Raw genomic sequence first — 22510 nt, 5'->3', positions numbered from 1 at the left:
TGGCGTTAATTGACTCTAGGTTGGGTTTGCAGACGTGGAATGGCGTACTGGCTCAGCTGGCCCAGCTCCTGCTCGATGGCGTGCTGAATGAGAGAGGGGATATCCAGAATGAGGGCAACTTCACCGCCTCCCAGAATGGTGGAGCCGCTGATCCCCTGCAGGCGCTGGAACAGCTTGCCGAGCGGCTTGATGACGGTCTGGAATTCACCCAGCAGCTCGTCGACCACCAGGCCGGATTTCTTGCCGCCGTGGCTGACGACCACGATGTTTTCCCGGCGCCCTCTGGCGCCCTCTACGTCGAAATAGTGCTGCAGCCGGACAAAAGGCAGCACTTCACCGCGCAGATTGATGTAGTTGCGCCCCTGGGTATCGGCCAGCGCGCTCTGGGTCAGCTCCACGCATTCGATCACCATGTCGAGAGGGATGACGTAGTGGGTCGTGCTGACGCGCACCAGAAAACCATCGATGATGGCCAGAGTGAGCGGCAGCCGGATCTGGACCCGGGTGCCGAGGCCGGGTTTGCTGTCGAGTTCGACACTGCCGCGCAGGGCCTGGATGTTGCGTTTGACCACATCCATGCCCACCCCGCGGCCGGAGAGATTGGTGATGGCCTCCGCCGTGGAGAAGCCGGGTTCGAAGATGAGCTGGTAGATCTCCTGATCCGTCAGGGTGGCATTGGTGGTTAGCAGGCCGCGTTCTTGCGCCTTTTGCAGGATCCTGGCCTTGTTGAGGCCGGCGCCATCGTCCTGGATTTCGATGACGATGCTGCCTGAGTCGTGATAGGCGTTGAGAGTCAGGGTGCCCCGTGCCGGCTTGCCGGCGGCCACTCTTCTGTCAGCCGATTCGATGCCGTGATCCATGGCGTTGCGTACCAGGTGCATCAAGGGATCGCCGATCTTCTCCACCACCGATTTGTCCAGTTCGGTATCGCCGCCGGTGATGACCAGCGCGATGTCTTTGTCCAGTTCATGGCTGACATCCCGCACTACCCGCTGGAAGCGGTTGAAGGTATCGCCGATGGGCACCATGCGCAGGCGCAGCGCACCATCCCGGATCTCTTCGACCAGCATGTCAATGGTGGAGTTGGCCTCCTGCAGCTGGCTGTCCCGTGAACGCTGGGCCAGCAGGTTGGCTCCCGAGCTGGCGACCACCAGTTCGCCCACCAGATTGATCAGGTCATCCAGCTTGTCAGCATGGACCCGGACATAGCGTCCCTCCTTGTTTTTGCTCTCCTTGTTCTGGCTCTGCTTCTTGAGCGCGGCATCCACCACCACCTCGCTGACGGCACCCTGGGCAATCAGGATCTCTCCTAGTTTGCCGGCGTCGGTCTGCGGCTGTTCATGCTGGGCTTGCAGTCCGAGTACCAGCTCGCTGGCCGTCAGGGCGCCGGTCTTGACCAGCAACTGCCCCAGCATCTCGTTGTCTTCCGGCAGGGCATTGATGAGGTCGATGTACTCGGCCAGCTTGCTGTGGGGCGGGATAATGGTGATGCGGCAGTCATCGCGGACAAATTCGAACACATCGCTCAGGGCATTCTTGTCGGCCTGGGTATCCAGATCGAGTTCGTAGCCCAAGTAGCAGCTCTCCGGATCGAAATGTTCCCAGTCGGGCAGAGCATGGTGAATGGTCTCGATGGCGCAGAGGGTACCCAAGGTGCCGAGGTAGCGCAGAAAAGAGGTGGGATCCATGCCGTTGCGCAGCACATCCGGGCCAAAGCGCAGGGAGATGTGCCACAGAGACGTGGCGCTGACATGACCCTCCTCCTTACTGACCGGGCTGGTCTCGGCTGGTGGGTTGTGTTCCGGCAGGCCAGCTTGGCTGGTGGTTTGATGGCGTGCCAGGTTGCTTCTCAGTTGTTCATCCTGAGCCTGTTCATCCGCACCGAGCACTTCCCCTTGTTCGGCCACCAGGCTGACCAGACGTTCGATGTGATCCCGGCTCTCCAGCAGATCCTTGATGAGTGCTTCACTGATCGCCAGCTGCTGGTTGCGCACCTGATCGAGCAGATCTTCGACGATGTGGGTGAAGCTGACGATGGGTTGCAGGCCAAACAGGCCGGCGGAGCCCTTGATGGTGTGGGCCGCCCGGAAGATGGCGCCGATGAGCTCGCTATTGTCCGGCTCGTTTTCCAGCGTCAGCAGTGCGGACTCCATCTCCTCGAGCAGCTCACGCGCCTCGGCGATGTAGGTTTGCAGGGCCTGATCAAGATTGATGCTCACGAATGACTCCTTGTCCGCGGAACCGGCTAGGCGTGATCGGGGTGGGGGATGAGGGTGGGATCGCCGAAGAAGGTTGCCAGCTGGCACAGCTCAAGGGCATCGAGTACCGCATGGCTGTGCATGACCAGATGCAGCGGATAGCCGCCCTGCAGCGCCGTCTTCTTGGCGGCCAGCAGCAGTTGCAGGCCGGCACTGTCCATTTCGCTGACCAAGGAGAGATCCAGCTCCAGCTCTTGCTGGCGATAGAGCAGGGGAGTGAGCGCCTGTTTGAGCTCGGTTGCGGTATAGATGGTCATCTCTCCCGCAATGGCCACAACTGTCTTCTCTTCGCCCGTTTCGATATGCAGCGGCATGAATGCTCCCGACTCAGGGCATGATGAGCTTGGCGACGGCAGCCAGCATCTGGTCCGGCTGGAACGGCTTGACCACCCAGGCCTTGGCTCCCGCAGCCTGCCCTTCCTGCTTCTTGCTGTCCTGGGACTCGGTGGTCAGCATGATCACCGGGGTGAACTTGTAGCTGGCCAGCTTCTTGGCCTCCTTGACGAAGCTGATGCCGTCCATGTTCGGCATGTTGACGTCGCTGATGATGAGGTTGATCTTCTTGCCGTCGAGTTTCTTGAGGGCGTCCTTGCCGTCACAAGCCTCCATCACCTCGTAACCGGCTCCCTTGAGCGTCATGCCGACGACCTGGCGTATGGTTGCCGAGTCATCCACGATCAGGACTGTTTTAGCCATATCTCTCTCCTAGAAAAAAGTGACATCAGCGTTGCTGGATGGGGTTGCCGTCGGGGTTTTGCGACCGTGATGGATATTGCGCTGCTCATCGGTGGCATATGAGAGTTCCATGTCTGCCAGCCAGCTTTCCGCATCGATCTGGATGGGGCCGGACTGATGCGTTCTGGTGCGCGACGAGATCAGGTGATCGTTGAGGCTGTCCATGTTCTGACGAACATGGCCAAGGATTTGACTGACTCTATCCTGGAACTGTAACGAAACGATGACATCGGAAATCTCACGGTGGATCCCGGTACTCTCGCTCTGCAGCAGGGCTGCCGATTCGGCCAGGCTGGTGGTGGCCATCCGAAAGCGCTCCAGTACCTGTTCGATGGCGTGTTCGGCGTCGCTGACGGCGGCCTGATCCCGCCCCGCCGCACTCTCGGCAATCTGGAAGGCCCGACCGATGCCGGTATTGATGGTATCGACCTTGTCAGTCATCTTCTGGGCGGTCTCGCTGGAGAGGCGCGACAGGGTGCGCACCTCGTCCGCTACCACCGCGAAGCCACGACCCGCTTCACCGGCTCTGGCCGCCTCGATGGCGGCATTGAGGGCCAGCAGGTTGGTCTGGGAGGCTATCTTGGCCACGTCGAGCGCCATGGTATTGAGTTCGATGGTGTAGGCGGTGAGGGTTTTTATCTCTGCCAGCATGGCGTCACGGTTGGCCTGGGTGGAGTGCATGATGGCGACGACCTGATTGAGCTGGGCCTGACTTTCGGCCAGCACGGCGGCCATGCCGGCGGATTTCTCGCCGCCCAGGTCACCGGCGGCGTTGTGGGAGGCGGCGACCGCCTCTTCCAGCTTGGTGGTCAGCCCGGCAAAGCGCTGAGTGAGGTCAATCATGGCCCCTTCGGTTTGCTGGCGAGAGTTTTCAATCTGTTGCGACCAGATGGGCACGGCCTTTTCGCACACCTGCTCGAGCCCGATGATGGAGTGGTTGAGCCCGGCAGCGGACCATGACGGAGTCTGTTCTTGTTCATCGGGCTGGCCGGCAGGTTTGGCGTGGTAGTGGCGGGCACCCCACAGGGCGGCAGCCACGGCCAGCACCAGGTTGGCCAGCAGATACGGCAAGGGGCTGCCCGCAAGTACCAGCAGCAGGGTGCTGAACAGGCCCAGGCCAAGGCCGCAGGCCCAGCTGACAGGCTCCCAGAAAGGGGAGGAGTGTGCCCTTGTGTTGTCTGTCATACGCGAACTTGCCCCTGCATATGGATGGAAGAAGGTGAACCGCCGTCCCCTCAGGTAGGGACCCAAGCGCCAACTTGCTAGTTATCAATAGCTCAGTAAGGTTAGCGCAAAAAAATGGGCTGGTTACAAATTGGTCCTATTCGGAGGGCGCTACTGAGAAAACTGGAATATGGCGACTGTCACAGGGCCATCGTCGGGAGTCACAGCGGTGAGAGGGCCGGAACCTGGGAGGAGGAGAGAAGTGCTGGGCGAGGCAATAAAAAGAGCCTGCATTGGCAGGCTCTTGGTGCTGTATGTGTCGATTTACGCTTCGTCGGCGTGGGCCTTCTGGCACCCTTCCACGGCATGGGCGATAAGCTCGAGCGCGCTCTTGTCGCACGGCGGCAGTTCAGCCTCGCACGTCTTGATGGGAGTCACGCGATCGCCCCACTTGATGATGGCGGCGCCCCAGGTCAGGCCGGCACCGAAGGCGGCGGTCAGCAGATAGCTGTTCGGCTGGACGCGGCCCTGTTCCAGTGCCTCGCACAGGGCGATGGGTACGGTGGCGGCGGAGGTGTTGCCGTAGTGCTCGATGTTGACCATCACCTTCTCCATCGGCGCGTTCATGCGCTTGGCGAGGGTCTCGATGATGCGGATGTTGGCCTGGTGCGGCACGATAAGATCGATCTGCTCCGGAGCGATGCCGGCCTGTGCCAGTACCGTGTTGGTGGCTTCGCCCATGCCGCGTACGGCCCGCTTGAAGATCTCCTGGCCTTCAAAGTTGAAGGTAAAGAGGCCGTCAATGTCGGCAAAGCGCACCCGGTCGGTACCGAAGTTCGGCACGTGCAGGATCTCGCGCGCCTCGCTGTCACAGCCCAGCTTGTTGGCGATCAGGCCGCTCTCCTGCTCGCTCGCCTCGATCACCACGGCGCCAGCACCGTCACCAAACAGCACGGCGGTGTCGCGACGGGCCCAGTCCAGCAGATAGGTGAGGCGCTCGGCGCCGATCACCAGCACCTTTTTCATCATGCCGGTCTGTACCAGCGAGGTGGCGACCGAGAGGGAGTAGACGAAACCGGTGCAGGCGGCGTTGAGGTCGAACACGGCGGCATTGACGGCGCCCAGTTTCTTCTGCACCGCGGAGGCGGCGCTCGGCAGCAGGTTGTCCGGCGTGGCGGTGGCCAGGATGATGCCGTCGAGGTCACTGGCTTCCAGCCCGGCGCAGGCCAGTGCACGACGCCCGGCCAGGGTGGCCAGATCGGAGGTGCTGACGTGGGAGATGCGGCGAGCCTTGATGCCGGTGCGCGGGTAGATCCACTCATCCGACGTATCCATGATGGTGCTGAGGTCGTCGTTGGTCAGCACGGAGGGAGGCAGGCATTTGCCCCAGCCTGTGATATTGGCGTATTTCATCTTGTTACCGCTTCTCAAGTGGATCGCCCGCGGGCGGAAAATCGCGCAATTATGCCGCACGGGGCAACCACTGTCATCTTGTGGTCATGGTTATCTGGCAGCAGGGGCACGCCAGGTGGCGGGAGCCGCCGGGAAATTTCGCTTAAACCACAGGGCTTGCCTGCCCTAAGATAGGGCTTTCGCCACTGGATGGAATCACCCCTTGCACAAAGCCAATCTCAACCTGCTGCCCACCCTCAAGGTGTTGCTGGAGACCCGCAACATCAGCCGGGCGGCGGAGCTGCTGCACCTGAGCCAGCCCTCCATCAGCAAGCAGCTCGGCCAGCTGCGCAGCGAGTTTGGCGACGAGTTGCTGGTGCGGGAGGGGCAGCGCTGGCTGCTGACACCACGGGCCGAGGCGCTGGCTGCCCAGTTGGCGGACTCCCTCGGTGCGCTGGAGCGGCTCTACGAGGCCCCCGGTTTTGACCCGAGCCGCTGCGAGCGGGTGTTCCGGCTCGCCTCCTCCGATTACGTGGCCCAGCACATCCTGCCGGACATCTGCGCGGCGCTGGCCAGGGAGGCGCCGCTGGCGGCGCTGGAGTACAGCCTGTGGGACAAGCGCCTGCTGCCGCAGCTGTGGCAATCCGAGCTGGACATGGTCTCCACCATCACCGAACTGGTGCCGGATCAGATCCGCGGCCTGCATCAGGGGGAAGATCGGCTGGTGGTGTTGATGGGGAGCCACCACCCGTTGGCAGGGCGTTCGCTCAGTCTCGATGACTACCTCGCCTGGCCTCACCTGCAGGTGAGCGGCGGTGGCGACAAGGACAGCCCGGTGGAACAGGTACTGGCACCGCAGGGGTTGTCCCGGCGCTGGTTTGCCCGGGTGCCCTTCTTTCAGGCGGCGGTGGAGGTGTTGCTGCGCACCGACTGCCTGCTGACCACCCCGGCCCATATCGCCTGGCAGCTCTCCTGCGAGCACGCCCTGCATTTTTGCGATCTGCCGTTTGTCAGCCGTACCCAGCAGTATCATCTGCTGTGGCACCAGCGCCATCACCAGGATCCGGCCCACAAGTGGTTTCGCGAACTGGCCTATCCCTTCCTGCGCGAGCACCTGCAACGCACGGTGGCGGCGAGCCGCAAGGTGTTGAACCCGCCCCGCTAGCAACAGACGCTTGTGTTGGTCTATAGCCGTTGGCTATGGGTTCTATTCCCAACTTTCACTTCTGGCATAACCAGAGGCCCTTTACCCTGAGCGCAGACATTCATATTCCGCTTGAGACAAGGAACACCATGGAACTGACGAGTTGGCTGGCACTGGCCGCAATCTGCGTGATGGGCGCCATCAGCCCGGGGCCGAGCCTGGCACTGATCATCCGCAACACGGTGCAGGGAGGGCAGGGGCACGGCGTGGCCACCGCGCTTGGCCACGGCTTCGGGGTTGGCATCTATGCGCTGATCACGGCTTTGGGTCTGGCCATCCTGATCACCCAGACCCCGCTGCTGTTTGATGTTATCCGCTACGGCGGCGCCGCGTTTCTCGCCTGGCTCGGGGTCAAGGCGCTGCTGGCCAAACCCGCCAAGGGGGAGGTGAGCGAAGAGGTGCACCAGCTGCTCGGTCGGCAAGGCGCCTTTGAGGGCTTTATGGTGGCCTTTCTCAACCCCCAGCTCGCGGTTTTCTTCATCGCTCTGTTCAGCCAGTTTGTGCATGCCGATACCGGCTGGCGCGAAGGTGGCATCATGATGCTGACCGCCGGCGGGATCGATGCTGTCTGGTACGTGCTGGTGGCGCTGGTACTCTCTCGCGGCCCCGTGCTTGCCTGGCTCAAGGCCAAGTCCTTTGTCATCGACAAGGTAAGCGGTCTGGTGCTGCTGGGGCTGGCCCTGAAGGTGGTGCTCTGATCCAATCCTGTATTTTGCGGTGATCTTAAGCGGGATCAAGGCGGGGAGGGTGGCAATGCCCTAGAGTGGCGCCCATTTGCTGTCCGCCCTGATCCCGAAACCATGCACCAGAACAAGCACCCGTTAAGCCACAACAACCGGTTGGAGCTGCTGGCTCCGGCCAAGAACCTCGCCTACGGCATCGAAGCCATCAACCACGGCGCCGATGCCGTCTACATGGGCGGCCCCGCCTTTGGCGCCCGCAGCGCGGCGGGCAACTCCATCGAGGATATCGAAGCGCTGGCGCGCCATGCTCATCGCTTCGGTGCCCAGGTCTTTGTCGCCTTCAACACCCTGCTGCACGATCACGAACTGGAGCAGGCCCGGCGGCTGACTCACCAGATCTACGAAGCCGGTGCCGATGCGCTGATCGTGCAGGACATGGGGCTGTTGGCGCTCGATTTGCCCCCCATTGCGCTCCATGCCAGTACCCAGACCGACAACCGCACCCCGGAGAAGGTGAAATTCCTGCAGGATGTGGGCTTCTCCCAGGTAGTGCTGGCGCGGGAGCTGTCCCTTGCGCAGATCCGCGAGATAAGCGCCGCGACCAATGTGCAGCTGGAGTTCTTTATCCACGGCGCGCTCTGCGTCTCCTACAGCGGTCAGTGCAACATCAGCCATGCCCGCACCGGCCGCAGCGCCAACCGTGGCGAATGTGCTCAGCTCTGTCGCCTGCCCTGCTCGCTGCAAAAGCCGGATGGCGAGGTGCTGGTGGCCGACAGCCACCTGCTCTCCCTCAAGGACATGGATCAGACCGACAACCTGGAGGCGCTGATCGAGGTGGGGATCCGCTCCTTCAAGATTGAAGGGCGTCTCAAGGGGCTCGATTACGTCAAGAACGTCACCGCCTGGTATCGGCAGAAGCTCGATGCCATTCTGGATAGCCGCAGCGATCTGGTGGCCTCTTCGGCTGGCTGTTGCAGCTACAGCTTCACGCCTGATCCCAAAAAGAGCTTCAACCGCGGCAGCACCGACTATTTCCTCCATGGCCGCCAGCCCGGAATCGACTCCACCAAGAGCCCGAAATACGTGGGCGAGCCGCTGGGCCGGGTCACCAGAGTCACCAAGGATGGCATCGAGATAGATGGCAAGCCCGTGAGCCTCAACAACGGCGATGGCCTTGGCTTCTTCAAGCCGAACAACGAGCTGGTGGGGATGCGCCTCAACAAAGTTGAAGGTAAGCAGTTACTCTTGTCAGAGCGCATGCCGGGCTTGAAGGTAGGCACCGAAATCTACCGCAACCACGATCAGGCATTCAGCAAGGTGCTGGAAAAGGCCAGCGCAGATCGCCGCATCCGGGTCGATATGGTGCTGGCAGAGTGCGATGAGGGCTTGCGCCTCACGCTTACCGACGAGCAGGGCATCAGTGCCGCCGTCGCGCTCCCCTGCGACAAACAGCCGGCCGACAACCCGGAGCGGGCGCTGCAACAGGCGCGCGACCAGCTTGGCAAACTCGGCAATACCCTGTTTGTGGCGCGCAAGGTTGAGTTGGCGTTTACTCACCCGCTATTCATTGCCGCATCCATGCTCAACGGCTTGCGCCGGGAGGGTATCACCGCGCTGGAGGCTGCCCGTCTGGCCAGCTACCAGCGCCCCGAGCGACGCATCGCGCTGCGGGATATCCACTATCCCCAGCACCGTCTCTCCTACCTTGGCAACGTGCTGAACAGCGCGGCCGAACAGTTCTTCCGCGAGCACGGGGTGGAGCGCATCGCGCCCGCTTATGAGGCGAACAAGGAGGAGCGGGAAGTAGTGCTGATGATCACCAAACACTGTATCCGCTACAGCCAGAACCTCTGCCCGAACGAGGTGCCTGGCCTCAAGGCCGAGCCGCTGGAGCTCAAGATGGGCAAGGACACCTTCCGCCTGCGTTTTGACTGCCACCGCTGTGAAATGCATGTGATGGGGAGTTTGAAGCGTTGAAAGCTATGGACTCCTCCCACCCTTGCTTGCGCTGAAGAGAGGGGGATACGAAATAACAGAAATGGGGTGTTTTACGCATGTTTTCGTGAGCGGTTGCTGATGTTCTTTCTTGATTTCAATGTGTTAATCGGGAGAAATACAGCTTAATGGCATCAAGAGGCTGTAGAGAGATTGCCATCCTCGAATCGATGATCATCAAGGCGTAAAAATACAAGGATGTGTTGATGCTTGCACTTTCGATCGTGACTCCGCACGGAACCAATATCGCATCAGGTAAAAAGACATTGGAGGTTCGCTCCTGGTGTCCCCCCACTCTCCCTGTTCGCAATCTTCTGATTGTTGAAAATACAGTGTTTTTATCTCGTGATATGCCATGCGACCCCGACGGTAGAGTCGTTGCGATCGTCGATATTGAGGAGGTCCATGAATGGCGATCTGATGAGGTCACTGCTGCTTGCTCAAGTGGCTGGGAACCGGGTTACTGGGCATGGAGTTTGTCAAATGTCCGCCTGATAAAAAACGATCTGGTTGTGCCCGCCAAAAGGAAGATCTACGACGTGGATGTGGAGTCTGCAGGCATACGATTGGATGCTTATCAGGCTTCTCCAGAGTGCATGGCCAATTCATCCCCTGAGTAAGCTTCGATGTGATCTGATGCTTTACCTTCTCCCGGCGGCAGGCTCTATCAAGGAGTTTTACGGGGAGGAGAGGATGACGCGATTCAATGGGGAGGGGGCGCTGGATTATGACCAGCGCATTACCCGATTGGTGCCCGGTTATGAGCTGCTGCACCAGCTCAGCGCGTCCCAATTGATGGGACGGCTTGGGCCGGAGGCGCGCGTTCTGCTGGTGGGGGTCGGCACGGGCAGCGAACTGCTGTTGCTGGGTAGCCTGTGTCCCCGCTGGCAGTTCGTTGCCCAGGACATATCGGCCGACATGCTGGCGCAGGCCAGAAGGCAAGCCGAGCAGGCGGGGATGGCGGCGCGGATCACATGGTGGGAGGGGCCGTTGCCGGCCGACAGCATGGCGTGTGACGGTGCACTCTGTCTGCTGGTGCTGCACTTTCTGCCGCAGGAACAAAAGGCGGCACTGCTCGCCGACATTGCCCGCCAGCTCAGGCGCGGTGCCCCTCTGTTGCTGGCCGACCTGATGGCTGCGCAAGACGATGACGAGCGCACCGTGATGGGGCTGCACGCACACCGTGCCGGTCTGCCTCGGAGCGCCAGCGAACAGATGGTGCTGCGCCTGGCCCAGGACTTCTTTCCTCTCGATGAGAAACAGACCCGGCACCTGCTGCAGGCGGCGGGCTTTGGCGTTGGTCGGCGCTATTTTCAGGCGCTCGGGTTCCACGGCTGGCTGGCTGAGCGCCTGTGAGTGGGCGCCGTGTCGTCAACAGGAGATCCCTTCCAGCGTGAGCAGCGCCTGCTTGATGGGCAGACCCCCCGCATAGCCGGTCAGGCTGCCGTTCTGGCCGATCACCCGGTGGCAGGGGATGATGATCGAGAGCGGGTTGCGGCCGTTGGCGGCGCCCACCGCCCGCACCGCATTGGGCTTGCCGATGGCACGGGCGATGTCGCTGTAGCTGCGGGTCTCGCCGTAGGGGATGTCGCACAGCGCCTGCCAGACCGCTTGCTGAAACGCCGTGCCTCTTGGTGCGAGCGGCAGGGTGAAGTGTTGCAGGCAGCCTGCAAAATAGGCCTCAAATTGCGCTAGAAAAGGGGCCAGCGCCACCTTGTCCTGTCGCCAGCCACTCATGTCGGGCAGCGCGCGCAGCCCCGCCACGAAGTCCACGTGCAGCAGACCGCGCTCGTCGATGGCCACCAGCAGATCGCCGCAGCGGCTGGGCAAGATATCGTAGCGGATCATGGGGTTATCTCCTCTGATGGATTGTCGCTTGCTGCGCGGCCTGGTACCGACTCGGTCAGCAGTGCCGGCTCCTCGCTCATGGTATGCCACAGCCAGCTCGCCGCGTAGCCGCGCCAGGGCCGCCACCTTTCGCTGTGGGCCAATACCGCTTTTACCGGCAACTTGGTGCCGCCCCCCAGCGCCTTCAGTAGCACCAGATCCGAGGCGGGGAAGGCATCCGGGTCCAGTCCGCAGCGCAGCCGCCAGTAGGCGACCGTCCAGGGGCCGATGCCGGGCAGTGCCAGCAGCTGTTCATCGCTGGCGCTGATCAGGCTCAACTCGCCGCTGGCCAGCGCCTGTGCCAGCCCCTGCAGCGTTCTGATCCGGCTGCCGGGCATGCCGATACCGTCCAGGTTGAGCTCGCACAGCTGGGCAGGGGTGGGCAATTGCGCTACCCCGAATTGCGCCTCGGTGCGTGCCACCAGCCGCCCGAGTATGGTGATGGCCCCCTTGACCGACACCTGCTGGCCGACGATGGCGCGCAGCATCACCTCGTACTCATCCCAGCCGGCGGGCAGCCTAACCCCCGGCCAGCGCGCCTGCAGGCGCGCCAGCAGCGGATCCTGCCCGAGCCGCGCACCGATGCGCAGCATGTCGGCATCGAGATCCCACATCCGGCGCACCCGATACAGCAGATCCGGCAGCGCGGCGGGCGGCAGATCATGGACGCTGAGCTGCAGGCTGTGCCCCTTGCCCTGGCTGATGCGCACCCGCGCGACCTGATCGCCGACCCGGTGCCAGCGTTCATACCCCTCGTCATCCACCCGCTCCAGCCCCGGAATGGCGCGCAGCCGGTAGAACGCCAGCATGGCCGCTACGTCGTACGGGGGACGGTAGGGTAGTTGCAGCGTGAGCATCGCCCCCTCCTCGGTCTGCGGTTCAGCTTGCGTCAGGGCGGCGCCGGCTGGCTCGCTCTGACGGCGCAGCGCCCGCGGCGCCAGCCCGTATGCTTGCTGCCAGGCATCGTTGAAGCGGCGAATGCTGGCAAAGCCGGCCGCAAACGCGATGTCGGTGATGGGCAGCCGGGTTTCGGTCAACAGCCGCTTGGCGAGCAGCAGCCGGCGCGTCTGCTCCACCTGTTTCGGCGAGGCGCCGAGGTGCTGCTCGAACTGGCGGCGCAGCGTGCGCTCACTGATGCCGGCCTGTTCCGCCAGCGTGGTGAGCGAGCCTTCCGCCAGCTCGCCGCGATCGATCCGGGCCAGCAGGCGTGCCAGCGTCGGCGGCAGATCGCCGGGGGCGGCGGGCGCGAGCTCAGGCCGGCAGCGCAGGCAGGGGCGCAGGCCGTGCTGCTCGGCTGCGGCGGCGCTTTGGAAGTAGCGCACGTTGTGCTCGTGCGGTGGCCGCGCCGGACAAACAGGCCGGCAGTAGATGCCGGTGGAGAGCACGCCGGTAAAGAAGCGGCCGTCGAAGCGCGCATCGCGGGCCAGGCGGGCGGCATGGCACTGCTCGGCGCTGAGCGGCAGGTCTGGCTCATACTCTGTGGCCGGCGGCATCGTCATGGCGTGATCTATTGGCATCGGTGGCTCCTTGCGCCGAAAACGGGGTGGGCGCGGCGGCCCGGATGAGTGAGAGACTAAGCAGGAACGAAGGCGATGACTAGCCAGAAACGGACAGCAATTGAAATAAAACCGACACCGCGCCCGCGATCGCGCGGCATGAAAAACAGATCGGTTTGGCGGGGCAAGTATGCGAATCTGGGGTGACAACATCCAAGGAGGAGAGAGCCATGCCAGGACCCGCACGTGCCGGCGCCCTGATCTATGCCAGGGATCCCGGCCTGCTGAGCCACTTTTATCGCACCCTGCTGCAGATGGAGATCCGCAGCCAGAGCGACGAGCTGATCGTGCAGGAAAACGCTGACATCCAGCTGTTGCTGCACGCAATCCCCGCTCCCTATGCCGAGCAGGTGGTCATCACCACGCCGCCGCAGCTGCGCGAGCAGGGGGCCATCAAGCTGTTCTTTACCGTGCCGAGCCTCGCCTGGGCGGAGGCGAAAGCGGCCGATCTCGGTGGCGGCTTGCTGCCGCAGCAATGGTCCGGCCCCGGTTTCGTGGTGCGCAATGCGTTCGACCCCGAGGGCAACATCCTGCAGTTGCGCGAGTTTGTCGGTGTGCCGGACGGGCGCTGACGCGCCGCGTTGCCATGAAAAACGGGGCCGCGAGGCCCCGTTTGTTATCTGCTGGCGGGCGCGCTGGCCCTACTTCAGATAGCGCTGCTCCAGATGGCGGCGCAGCCAGTACGGATTCAGCGCCTCGCCGGTGGCACGGCTGACCAGTTCGTCGGTGCCGTAGCGGCTGCCCTGGGACCAGATGTGGCGGCCCAGCCAGGTGAAGATCTCCGGCAGGCGGCCCGCCACGATCAGCTCGCCCATGTTGCCGAGCTCCCGCTCTAGCGCGAAGCGCAGCTGCGCCGCGTACATGGCGCCGAGCGTGTAGCTCGGGAAGTAGCCGAACGAGCCGTCGGTCCAGTGAATGTCCTGCATGCAGCCATTCTGGTAGTTGCCCTGGGTGGAGAGCCCCAGCCACTGCTGCATCTTGGCGTCCCACAGCGCGGGGATGTCTGCCACCTCGATGCGCCCCTCGATAAGGTCGCGCTCCAGCTCGTAGCGCAGGATGACGTGGGCCGGGTAGGTCACCTCGTCCGCATCGACCCGGATAAAGCCGGGCTCGACCCGATTGTAGAGCTTGACCAGGTTCGCCGGCGCCAACGCCGCCTGCTCGCCGAAGTGGGCGCGAATGTGCGGCGCCAGCAGCGTGAGGAAGGCGGGATCATGGCCGAGCTGCATCTCGCAGAACAGGCTCTGGCTCTCGTGAATGCCCATGGAGCGCGCCTCGGCCACCGGCTGGCCCAGCAACTGGCGCGGCAGGCCCTGCTCGTAACGGGCGTGACCGGTTTCGTGGACTATGCCCATCAGGCTGGAGACGAACTCCTGCTCGTTGTAGCGGGTGGTGATGCGCACGTCGGTCGGCACCCCGCCGCAGAACGGGTGGCTGCTCACATCGAGCCGGCCGTGGGCAAAATCAAAGCCGAGCAGCCCCATCACCTGCTGGCCGAGCGCCTGCTGGGCGGCGATGGGGAAGGGGCCTTGCGGGATCTGCACCGACTCGCGCTTTTGCTGCTCGCTCACGGTCTGGATCAGGTTTGGCAGCCAGCCGGTCAGATCGCCGAAGATCTCGTCGAGCCGGGCGCTGGTCATGCCCGGCTCATAGAGCGCCAGCATGGCGTCGTAGGGGCGGACCCCCAGCGCGTCGGCACGCAGGCGAGCCACCTCGCGCGCGAGCTTCACCACCTCGGTGAGGTTGGGGGCAAAGCCTGCCCAGTCGTTCTCCTTGCGCTGGCGGCGCCAGGCGTGCTCGCACTTGCTGCCGGCAAGCGACAGCGCCTCCACGAGATCCCCGGGCAGCAGGCTCGCATCCTGCCAGTGGCGCTTGATCTCGCGCAGGTTGGCGCGCTGGAGTTCGTCCAGCGGCTCGCTCTCGGCCTTGGCGATCCAGTCGCCCAGTTCGGGGGCGGTGCGCTTGTGGTGGATCAGCAGCCCCAGTTCGGCCATGGCCTCGGCGCGGGCTTCGTTGCCCCCCTCCGGCATCATGGCGGCCTGATCCCAGCCACAGATGGCCGAGAGGTGGGAGAGCCGGTGCAGCTGTTGCTGATGTTGTTCAAGTTTCTGATATGACATGGGATTGTCCTTGTTATCGTCCCTGATGGCGTACACCCCGTACCTGGCATGCTCGGGGCCGTTCGATGCTACCACCGCTCACCGGTCGGTGCGAGTCGCTGCTCAGCCGAGCCGTTTCTGATGGCGTTCGCGGTTCTCTGCCTTCTTGCGCTCGCTTTTGCGCAGCAGCACGTAGAGAGCCCCGCCGCCGCCGTGACGACGCTCGGCGCTGTGCATGGCCATCACCGCCGGCAGTTGCGGCAGCCAGGCGCTGACATAGCTTTTGAGCAGGGCGCGCGGCGTGCTGCGCTCTCCCTTCCCGTGCAGGATCAGCAGGCAGCGGATGTCGCGTAGTTCGCAATCCGCAATGAACTGCACCAGGCTCTGGCGCGCTTCGTTCAGGGTCTTCTGGTGCAGGTCCAGGCTCGCCTGCAGCTCGTATTTGCCGAGTCGCAGCTTCTTGTAGACCCCCTCCTGCACCCCGTCGCGCTTGAAGCCGACGATGGCGTGGGGGTCGAGCATCTCGACCGCTTCCATGCTGAGGTGATCCAGGGCGAGTTGTTCGGCGGTGGCGGCCTGGCGCCGCGCGAGCTGGGCGTCGGTCGGGCTGCTGCCCGCCGTCTGGAGGCGGATATGGTCGTTGCGAATGGGGCGCACGTCGGCCACTTCATTGCGAAACAGTGAGAGTTCGTCGTTATGAGACACGGCAGGCTCCCCGCAGGTGGAATGAGCGGCCATTATAGCGGGCGGGGGCGGATCTGAAAGTGGCGGGCGCGCTGGTGGCGCCGGGTTGCTCAGCCCGTGAGCAAAGGGGAGGCGAGAGCGGGATCAGGCGACCAGGGATCGCCTGACGCAGGCTTATTGGCCCTCTTTCGGCGGCTTGGCGTTCATCACCTTGTAGATGAAATAGGCCGCGTAGGAACTGATCAGCAGGAAGGTACCGATAATCACCAACATGGACATCAGTCCCACGCCGTTGCCGAACATCAGGTTCATCCAAAATTCCATCTCATGCACTCCAGTCATCCCATTGATGACAGGCATGATAGATACCTCTTTGGGAGCAAAGAGATGATCTCGATCAAGTCCTTCTGTGGTTATTAAATCGGCAGCCGGATCTGTGAGCGCCCTCCCATATAAAGACCCTGACGGGGCCTATGTGGCCCCGTCTGCGCCTTATTGGCGGGCCTGCTTGCGCGGACCCGGCTCGGTGAGCGGGGTGATGCGCCAGCCCTGCTGCTCCAGCAACGCGAGCAAGCCCTGGTCGCCGTAAAGATGCAGCGCCCCTACCACGATGAAGCTCTCGTTCGGCAGGGTGGACCATTTCTTCAGCCAGTTGTGGTTGCGCTCCGCCAGCAGGGTCTGCTCCAGCCAGGTCTGCAGTTTGGGCGGTGCCATCTCCGATTTGAGCAGGTTGATGAGGGTCGCCTCGTCCCCCTCTTCCCACGCCTTCATCACCTCGCGAAAGCCGCGCTCGAGTTCGGGCAGCTCGTCCAGGGTGCTCTCCAGCATCAGGGTCTGGTTGTCACCGACGCTGGCGAGGTAGCCGAGCTGCTCGAGCAGGGTCTCGAAGCCGATGATGGGCTTGCCGCTGTCGCCGGCCTGCTTGGCGAAGTGCTGATCCACCCCGAGCGCGCTGCTGAAGTCGGTGCGCTCCAGCGCCGCCTGGGTGAGGGTGATGGCGGCGAACCAGGGGCGCAGCGGGGCCAGCATGTTCTCGGTCAGGCCGTTCTGGCCGGCGGCGATAATGGTGCGCCGGTAGAGATCGAGCGGCACGTGCTCCTTGAGGGTCTTGCCGTCCACCAGCCGGGTGATTGCCCCCATCTCCTGCCACTGCTGCTGGCTGATGTGGGTCAGGTCGACCTCCAGCACCAGGGCGCGGCTCTGCAGCCAGGCTCGCTCGATGGGATCGGGCAGCGGATAGAGCGAGGGCTTGCCCGCGTGGATGGAGCCCAGCAGCCAGTGCTGCTGATCGCCCTTGCTGACCTTATAGAAGGCGGGGTCGGCAAAGGCGCTCAGCGGCAGCAGCAGGCAGAGCAGGAAGGGGAGCAGCAGGCGATGAAGTCTCATGGGGCACCTTATGTCAGCGGATGGCTTCTCTTCGTCACAATAACCCCTATGATAAGTCCTCATTTGTCACAGCCAAGAGGTTTTCCCATGCCCCACCTTCGTTTTCGGGCCGTCTCCGTCGACACCCTCAAGCAGATAAGCTCCCCCCTGCTGGCGGATCTCTGTGCCCTCACCGGGGGCAAACCGGAGTTCGTCACCCTGGAGAGCATCGACAGCCACTGGGTACGCGAGGGGGAGGTCGAGGCCGGCTTTCCGTTCGTCGAGCTGGTCTGGTTCGAACGCCCGCAGGAGCTGCAGGACGCGGCTGCGGCGCTGATCACCCGCCACCTGAAAGCGGTGCTGGGGGAGCAGACCTATGTGGTGGTGCAGGTGCTGCCCATCGTCAAGAGCTGCTATTACAGCAACGGCCAGCACTACTGAGCGGGGACTGCCAGGGATGGCGGCTTGGCTGATTCAAGCCACTCTGGCGCCGGTTGGTGGGGATGAGACGAGAGGCGACGACGCTCGTCGTCGCCCCTGGCTGCAGGCTGCTTGCGGGTGTGTCGGGTGACGAAGCTGTCGCCGTCAGGCCGACTTGGCGAGGATCCGGTCGAGCAGGCGGCTTGGCAACAGGCGGCGCAGCACCCCGAACAGCCGGGTCGGGAAGGTGATCGGGTAGCGGTGTTTGGGGCGCGGGCTGCCGAGTGCGTGCAGCAGCGGTGCAATGCAGGCCTCGCTTGGCAGGGTAAAGCCACGGGCACCCCCTTCACGCTCCAGCCGGCTCAGGGTCTGCTGGTAGGCGGCCTGATGGCGGCTGGCGGCGGGCTCTATGTGGCGCAGGAAGGCGGCGCGGGCATTGGCCCGAAAGCGGGTGTCGATGGGGCCTGGTTCGATCAGGCTGATCTGCACGCCGCTGCCGGCCAGCTCCTGGCGCAGGGTATCGGTATACCCTTCCAGCGCGAACTTGCTGGCGTTGTAGGCGCCGCGATACTTCATGGCCACCAGCCCCAGCACCGAGCTGTTCTGCACGATGCGCCCCTCGCCGGCCGCCAGCATGGCCGGCAGCAGCTGGCGAATGAGGTGGTGCCAGCCGAACAGGTTGGTGTCGAACTGCTCGCGCAGCGCCTGGGTGGGCAAATCCTCCAGCGCGCCGGGCTGGCCGTAGGCGCCGTTGTTGAACAGGCCATAGAGGCGGCCGCCAGCCAGTGCCTGCGCCTCGGCCGCGCCCCGCTCTATGCTGGCCTCGTTGGCCAGATCCAGCTCGACCGCCAGCAAACCCAGCTGGCGCAGCTGCGCCACGTCCTCGGCCTTGCGGGCGGAGGCGATGACGGTGTAGCCGTGCTGGCCGAGCGCCTTGGCGGCAGCCAGGCCGATGCCGCTGGAGCAGCCGGTGATCAGAACGAAGCGGGACATGGGCGCATCCTTGTGTGACGAGGCAGGCAGAAGCGCCTGCGGCTTTGCATGTTAACCCGCTGATCAGAAAAAAGAAAACCGGGCCAATCGGCCCGGTTTGCTAACTTCAACCACCTGCTTACAGGATGGTGAACGGCATGATGATGTGGAACTTGACGTCTTTCTCGGAGGCGAAGATGTTGGGGTATTCGGTCCAACCGCCGCTCTGGCTGATGTCGTTGTTGTAATCGGTGTAGTGCAGCTTGAACAGGGTGCCCTTCAGCTTGCCATCCTGCACTGTGTACATGACGTCGAAGTTGGCTGCCCATTCGGTATCTTCACCGTTGGTGGCCTTGGTGCCGTCGCCTTTCTGGATATCCCAGCCGTAGGCACCGGAGACACCGACGGACCAGCCAGGTGCACCCACCAGGTCATCCAGGGAACGGGTCACGCCGAAGTACAGCGCTTTCTCGTTGTTGGCGTTCCAGTCGGAGCGGGAGTCCCACCAGATTTCGTTCGCGCCCTGGGAGTTGCCGTAGCCACGGGTCAGACGGGGCAGGTAGTTGCCTTCGTTACCCTCGGCCTTGGTCCACAGACCTTCCAGACGGAAGCCGTACGGGCCCATGCCCCAGGCGGCGGTCAGCGCTTGCTGCCATGCCAGGCCATCGTAAGTCTCGATGTCGGCACCACCCTTCTGATAGGTCTTGGTGTCGGAACCGTAGAACTGGTAGCTGGTGGAGAGGCCGTTCAGCACGTCGAATTTATGGGCCAGCTTGAAGTGGTAGCTGTCCATGTAGTTTTCGGAGTTACCGTAGGAACCGGTGATGGCGGTACCGTTCTCGAAGGTGTAACGGGCGGCGACACCCTGGATGTAGTCGATGACGTTTTCATCGGCGAACGGATCCATCCATGCTTTGGCACGGGAGAACTTCTGGGTCTCTTTGTACCAGGGAGATTTGTACTCGTCGGCGATGGCGTAGGTCAGGTAGAGGCCACCGAAGTTACCCTCGATCTGGCCACCACGGTAGGTACCCGGCTGATAGGACCAGTTCACACCGATCACGCCCGGTACGTAGAGCTGGGTCAGACCACCCTTGGCGGTGAGGGCACCGTCCAGCGCCTTGAATTTCAGCGAGGCGTTGGCCAGGCTGAAGCCACCTTCCGGGGAGCCGTCCTTGTAGTTTTCGCCCCATTTGTTGCCGGCGAAGGAGAATTCATTCTCCTGGTTGACCGGGTGGTTTTCGGTCACGGCCAGGTCATAGGCACCGAAACCGCCCACATCGATACCCACCACGTCCCAGGCGTAGCCGGAGTTGAAGTTCAGGGAGGCCTGGGTGGTGGCGTGGCTCAGGTTGGACTGGTACTTGCCTTCTTTGTTCTTGGCAGTGGGGTCGCCATCGATACGCTGACGGTCACGCTGGAAGTAGAAGAGGCCACCGTTGAGTTTGCCTTCTTCATAGAATTTGCTGGCGGCGGCTGCATAGGTGGGGCCGGCTTCGTCGGCAGCCAACACCATACCGGGGGCGAGCATGGCAGCAACGATGGCTGCGCTCAATGCGGCACGTTTGAAGATCACTTTATCCATTTTGTATTGCTCCTGATTTTATGGACTTAGCTTTTTTTGTCCGGCAGTCAGGCAAGCGCCCGCCGCTCGGTATTGGCATTGCAATCAAGACCCCGAAGGGCAAAAAGTTTGAGTATGTCGGCTGCGGCCGCGACGTCTTGGCACATCTGCGGTGGTGCAGTTCTGTTCATCACATATTTTGTTTTTTTGTGTTCCGATCCTTGGCTATCGGACAATCCAAGAGTACGTTCGCGGTGCGAAATATCAATGGAAAGTTCCCACCAAGTTTCAAAAATATGACCGAGTGCAAATAATCATGACGCTCGCTGTGGACACTCCCAGCCCGCTGATATCGGTGATGACAACGTTTTCAGATGAAATTGCCGGCCGATCCGGACGGATCGCACTGTGCAGAGGGATCTTTCTTCGTTAACCAGCGGATAACAGATAATTTTGTGCCACAAAAAAAGATAAACCCCTGCGCGATGGCAGGGGCCGGGTAGGGGACGCCGGCTAAACCGGCACGGCTCAGGCCTGATGACCGAGGATGCGCGGGATCTGGCTGGCCTGGTGGTGGATGTGCTCCGACACCTGCACCGAGAGGCGGCTGCCCTGGCGGGCGTGCTGGCTGATGCGGCCGATGAGATCGGCAAAACTGGCCAGCTTGTGCTCCTGGCTCTTGGCATTGTCGGCCCCCTGCAGGGCGATGACCGCCGTGCTGCGCGCCATCTCCCGCACCGCCTGGGTGGTCTGGCGCAGCTGCTCCGCCTGCTGGCGCTGGGCGGCGGCTTCTGCGGTGATGCGCGCCAGCACGGTACCGAGCTGCTCCCCCGCCTGGGTCAGCCTGGTCAGGATTTCGGTGATCTGGCCGAGGGAGCGCTGGGTATCGGCGGAGAGGTGGCGCACCTCGTCGGCCACCACCGCAAAGCCGCGCCCCTGCTCGCCCGCCCGGGCCGCCTCGATGGCCGCATTGAGCGCCAGCAGGTTGGTCTGCTGGGAGATATGGCCGATCACGTCGACGATGGCGGTCACATCTTCCACCGAGCGCTTGAGCTGGGCCAGGGCGCCGCCACTCTCGTCGATGGCGAGCCCGGTCTGGGCGGTGGCCTGCAACATGCCGCCCACCAGCTGCTCGCTCTGGCTCATGGAGTGCTCGTTGTGCTGGGCGTGCTGCGCTATCTCGGCGGCCACCTGATGCACCTCGCCGGCCAGCTGGTTCAGCTCGTTCATCATCAGATCGCTCTCGTCCACCGCCTGCTCCGTGGTGCGGGTGCTGTGATGGATCTCCTGCACCTGGTTGACCATCCCCTGCAGACTTTGCGACACCGCCGACAGCTGGCCCTCTTTCTGCTGCTGATCCTGCTGCAGCCGCAGGATGAGGCGGTTGTAGCTGGCGACGATGTCGGCCAGCTCGTTGCGCTCGCGTCCCTCTGGCAGGGTCTCGGCCTGCCCAGTCTCGTCGAGCTGCAGGAAGGCCGTGCGCAGGCGCAGCAGCGGCCTGACCAGCCAGCTGCGCTGCACCAGCGCAAACAGCAGGGCGACCAGCACCAGACAGAGCGCCAGACTGCCGAGGATGGCGGCCAGCCGCTGGTTGACCGCCTGGCGGGCGGCGGCCAGTTCGCTGCCCATCTGGCCGGTGGCCTGCAGCATCTGGCCTATGTCTTGTTGCACCGCGAGACGGCCCGCCTGCTGCTGTTGCAGCGCCTTGCGGCTGTTCTCCAGCTCCTGCGGGTAGCGCTTGAGCAGCGAGAGCAGCTCGGCTTTGGGCAGATCCCCGAGCTCCTTGCGCTCCGGTTCCCCCAGGGTGAATTCGTCGGCGGGGTGCGCCTCGAACAGACCGAGCGGCGGCAGGGCTGCCAGCTGCTCAGCCTGTTTTTGCAGTGCTGCCAGCTCGAACTGCAACCCTTCCAGCAGCTTGGGGCTGGCCTGCTCCATGTAGTTCTGGCGCAGGTGAGCGAGCCCCGGCAGGGCCGCCAGCAGGTCGCCGGCCAGCTGACGATAGCGCTCGGCGCTGGCCGGGTCGCTCCCCGTCGCCCCTTGCTGGCCGTAACGCAGCAGCGCCCTGGCCTGATCGGTCAGCTCGTTCTCGGCATTTTGCAGCAGCCACTGGCTGTTGCCGGAGAGCTTGCCGGCCGCCAGATAGTCGCTGTCGATGCGCGCTCCCATCTGCTCAAGCAGGGTGCGCAGCGGGGCCGTGAGCGCCACACCCTGCTGGGTGAGCTGGGCAAGCGCCTGCTTGCGCACCGCTTCGGCCTCGGTCAGCCGCAGCGGATCGCCGCTGGCGAGGTAGTCGCGCAAGGTGCCCTGCAGGGTGCCGGTGAGCTGCTGCTGCAGCCGTTCGTGCTGGTGCTGGGCCTGCTCGGCCTGGTTCAGCTGTTGCCAGCCGTGCCAGAGGGCACCGGCCTGCACGGCGGCGACCAGCAGCAGAGCGAGGGAAGAGAGGGAAGCATAATGGGCAATTTTCACGGCAGCATTCCTGCTTGTTGAACCACGGCGATGGGCGTCGGCGTGAGCTTAAGCAGCAGAGATGGC

21 protein-coding genes are annotated in these 22510 nt (G+C 63.3%); 7 read left to right on the top strand and 14 right to left on the bottom strand.

Going from position 1 to position 22510, the window contains the following annotated elements:
* Positions 1-5: 5 nt before the first annotated feature.
* The 5 genes from PG900_RS09080 to PG900_RS09060 form a co-directional block, all read right to left on the bottom strand.
* The gene (locus PG900_RS09080; RefSeq protein WP_270831312.1) at positions 6-2219 is read right to left on the bottom strand and encodes a chemotaxis protein CheA; all 2214 of its coding nucleotides are present in this window, start codon (positions 2217-2219) and stop codon (positions 6-8) included.
* A gap of 26 nt (positions 2220-2245) precedes the next feature.
* Positions 2246-2572, bottom strand: a complete 327-nt coding sequence (locus tag PG900_RS09075) for an STAS domain-containing protein (protein WP_201903773.1) — start codon at positions 2570-2572, stop codon at positions 2246-2248.
* 13 nt (positions 2573-2585) lie between these two features.
* Positions 2586-2954, bottom strand: a complete 369-nt coding sequence (locus PG900_RS09070; protein ID WP_011704967.1) for a response regulator — start codon at positions 2952-2954, stop codon at positions 2586-2588.
* 9 nt (positions 2955-2963) lie between these two features.
* Positions 2964-4178: a methyl-accepting chemotaxis protein gene (locus PG900_RS09065; RefSeq protein ID WP_045790488.1), complete on the bottom strand. Its 1215-nt coding sequence runs from the start codon at positions 4176-4178 to the stop codon at positions 2964-2966.
* A gap of 303 nt (positions 4179-4481) precedes the next feature.
* Positions 4482-5570 (bottom strand): ketoacyl-ACP synthase III, encoded by a 1089-nt coding sequence (locus tag PG900_RS09060; protein WP_118881777.1) that lies wholly within the window; start codon positions 5568-5570, stop codon positions 4482-4484.
* A 202-nt stretch (positions 5571-5772) separates the two neighbouring features.
* Between PG900_RS09060 and PG900_RS09055 the strand changes: the two genes are divergently transcribed.
* The 5 genes from PG900_RS09055 to PG900_RS09035 all read left to right on the top strand — a co-directional run bounded on the left by PG900_RS09055 (position 5773) and on the right by PG900_RS09035 (position 10787).
* Positions 5773-6714 (top strand): LysR family transcriptional regulator, encoded by a 942-nt coding sequence (locus tag PG900_RS09055; RefSeq protein ID WP_017782062.1) that lies wholly within the window; start codon positions 5773-5775, stop codon positions 6712-6714.
* A gap of 128 nt (positions 6715-6842) precedes the next feature.
* Positions 6843-7451 (top strand): LysE family translocator, encoded by a 609-nt coding sequence (locus tag PG900_RS09050; protein WP_270802740.1) that lies wholly within the window; start codon positions 6843-6845, stop codon positions 7449-7451.
* Between the two features lie 102 nt (positions 7452-7553).
* Positions 7554-9413 (top strand): peptidase U32 family protein, encoded by a 1860-nt coding sequence (locus tag PG900_RS09045; protein ID WP_270802742.1) that lies wholly within the window; start codon positions 7554-7556, stop codon positions 9411-9413.
* Between the two features lie 224 nt (positions 9414-9637).
* Positions 9638-10051: an ASCH domain-containing protein gene (locus tag PG900_RS09040; RefSeq protein ID WP_270831311.1), complete on the top strand. Its 414-nt coding sequence runs from the start codon at positions 9638-9640 to the stop codon at positions 10049-10051.
* Positions 10052-10124: 73 nt separating this feature from the next.
* A complete protein-coding gene (locus tag PG900_RS09035) occupies positions 10125-10787 on the top strand; it encodes a class I SAM-dependent methyltransferase (protein WP_270802746.1) in 663 nt (220 codons plus the stop codon).
* 15 nt (positions 10788-10802) lie between these two features.
* Here PG900_RS09035 and PG900_RS09030 read toward each other — a convergent pair whose 3' ends face one another.
* Both PG900_RS09030 and PG900_RS09025 read right to left on the bottom strand, forming a co-directional pair.
* The gene (locus PG900_RS09030; RefSeq protein ID WP_270802748.1) at positions 10803-11279 is read right to left on the bottom strand and encodes a methylated-DNA--[protein]-cysteine S-methyltransferase; all 477 of its coding nucleotides are present in this window, start codon (positions 11277-11279) and stop codon (positions 10803-10805) included.
* Positions 11276-12835, bottom strand: coding sequence for an AlkA N-terminal domain-containing protein (locus PG900_RS09025; protein WP_270802750.1), 1560 nt, complete (start codon positions 12833-12835; stop codon positions 11276-11278). Before PG900_RS09025 ends, PG900_RS09030 begins: the two co-directional genes overlap by 4 nt.
* Before the next feature lie 209 nt (positions 12836-13044).
* Here PG900_RS09025 and PG900_RS09020 point away from each other — a divergent pair, with 209 nt between their 5' ends.
* On the top strand, positions 13045-13446 hold the full coding sequence (locus PG900_RS09020) for a VOC family protein (RefSeq protein WP_024944412.1): 402 nt from the start codon (positions 13045-13047) through the stop codon (positions 13444-13446).
* Between the two features lie 69 nt (positions 13447-13515).
* On the opposite strand, the gene PG900_RS09015 is transcribed toward PG900_RS09020, so the two are convergent.
* The 4 genes from PG900_RS09015 to PG900_RS09000 form a co-directional block, all read right to left on the bottom strand.
* Positions 13516-14994 (bottom strand): carboxypeptidase M32, encoded by a 1479-nt coding sequence (locus PG900_RS09015; RefSeq protein WP_270831310.1) that lies wholly within the window; start codon positions 14992-14994, stop codon positions 13516-13518.
* Between the two features lie 102 nt (positions 14995-15096).
* Positions 15097-15678 carry a DNA endonuclease SmrA gene (gene smrA / locus PG900_RS09010; RefSeq protein ID WP_029301641.1) on the bottom strand — a complete coding sequence of 194 codons (582 nt, stop codon included), beginning with the start codon at positions 15676-15678 and terminating at the stop codon, positions 15097-15099.
* A 153-nt stretch (positions 15679-15831) separates the two neighbouring features.
* Entirely contained in the window at positions 15832-16017 is a 186-nt protein-coding gene (locus tag PG900_RS09005) for a DUF3149 domain-containing protein (RefSeq protein WP_442866154.1), read from the bottom strand.
* A gap of 132 nt (positions 16018-16149) precedes the next feature.
* Entirely contained in the window at positions 16150-17043 is an 894-nt protein-coding gene (locus PG900_RS09000; RefSeq protein ID WP_270831308.1) for a TraB/GumN family protein, read from the bottom strand.
* 87 nt (positions 17044-17130) lie between these two features.
* On the opposite strand from PG900_RS09000, the gene PG900_RS08995 reads away from it, so the two are divergent.
* A complete protein-coding gene (locus tag PG900_RS08995) occupies positions 17131-17463 on the top strand; it encodes a DUF1904 family protein (protein ID WP_042065275.1) in 333 nt (110 codons plus the stop codon).
* Positions 17464-17607: 144 nt separating this feature from the next.
* Here PG900_RS08995 and PG900_RS08990 read toward each other — a convergent pair whose 3' ends face one another.
* From PG900_RS08990 to PG900_RS08980, 3 genes are all read right to left on the bottom strand, one after another.
* Positions 17608-18435 carry an SDR family oxidoreductase gene (locus PG900_RS08990; protein ID WP_270831307.1) on the bottom strand — a complete coding sequence of 276 codons (828 nt, stop codon included), beginning with the start codon at positions 18433-18435 and terminating at the stop codon, positions 17608-17610.
* Between the two features lie 118 nt (positions 18436-18553).
* Positions 18554-19999, bottom strand: coding sequence for an OprD family outer membrane porin (locus tag PG900_RS08985; RefSeq protein ID WP_270831306.1), 1446 nt, complete (start codon positions 19997-19999; stop codon positions 18554-18556).
* A gap of 507 nt (positions 20000-20506) precedes the next feature.
* Complete coding sequence (locus PG900_RS08980) at positions 20507-22444, bottom strand: methyl-accepting chemotaxis protein (RefSeq protein ID WP_270802757.1); 1938 nt, start codon at positions 22442-22444, stop codon at positions 20507-20509.
* Positions 22445-22510 lie beyond the last annotated feature (66 nt).

Origin of the sequence: Aeromonas sp. QDB03, from assembly GCF_027707985.1 — a bacterium.
GTDB classification, from domain to species: domain Bacteria; phylum Pseudomonadota; class Gammaproteobacteria; order Enterobacterales; family Aeromonadaceae; genus Aeromonas; species Aeromonas hydrophila.
This window is presented reverse-complemented; position numbering and strand designations above follow the sequence as displayed.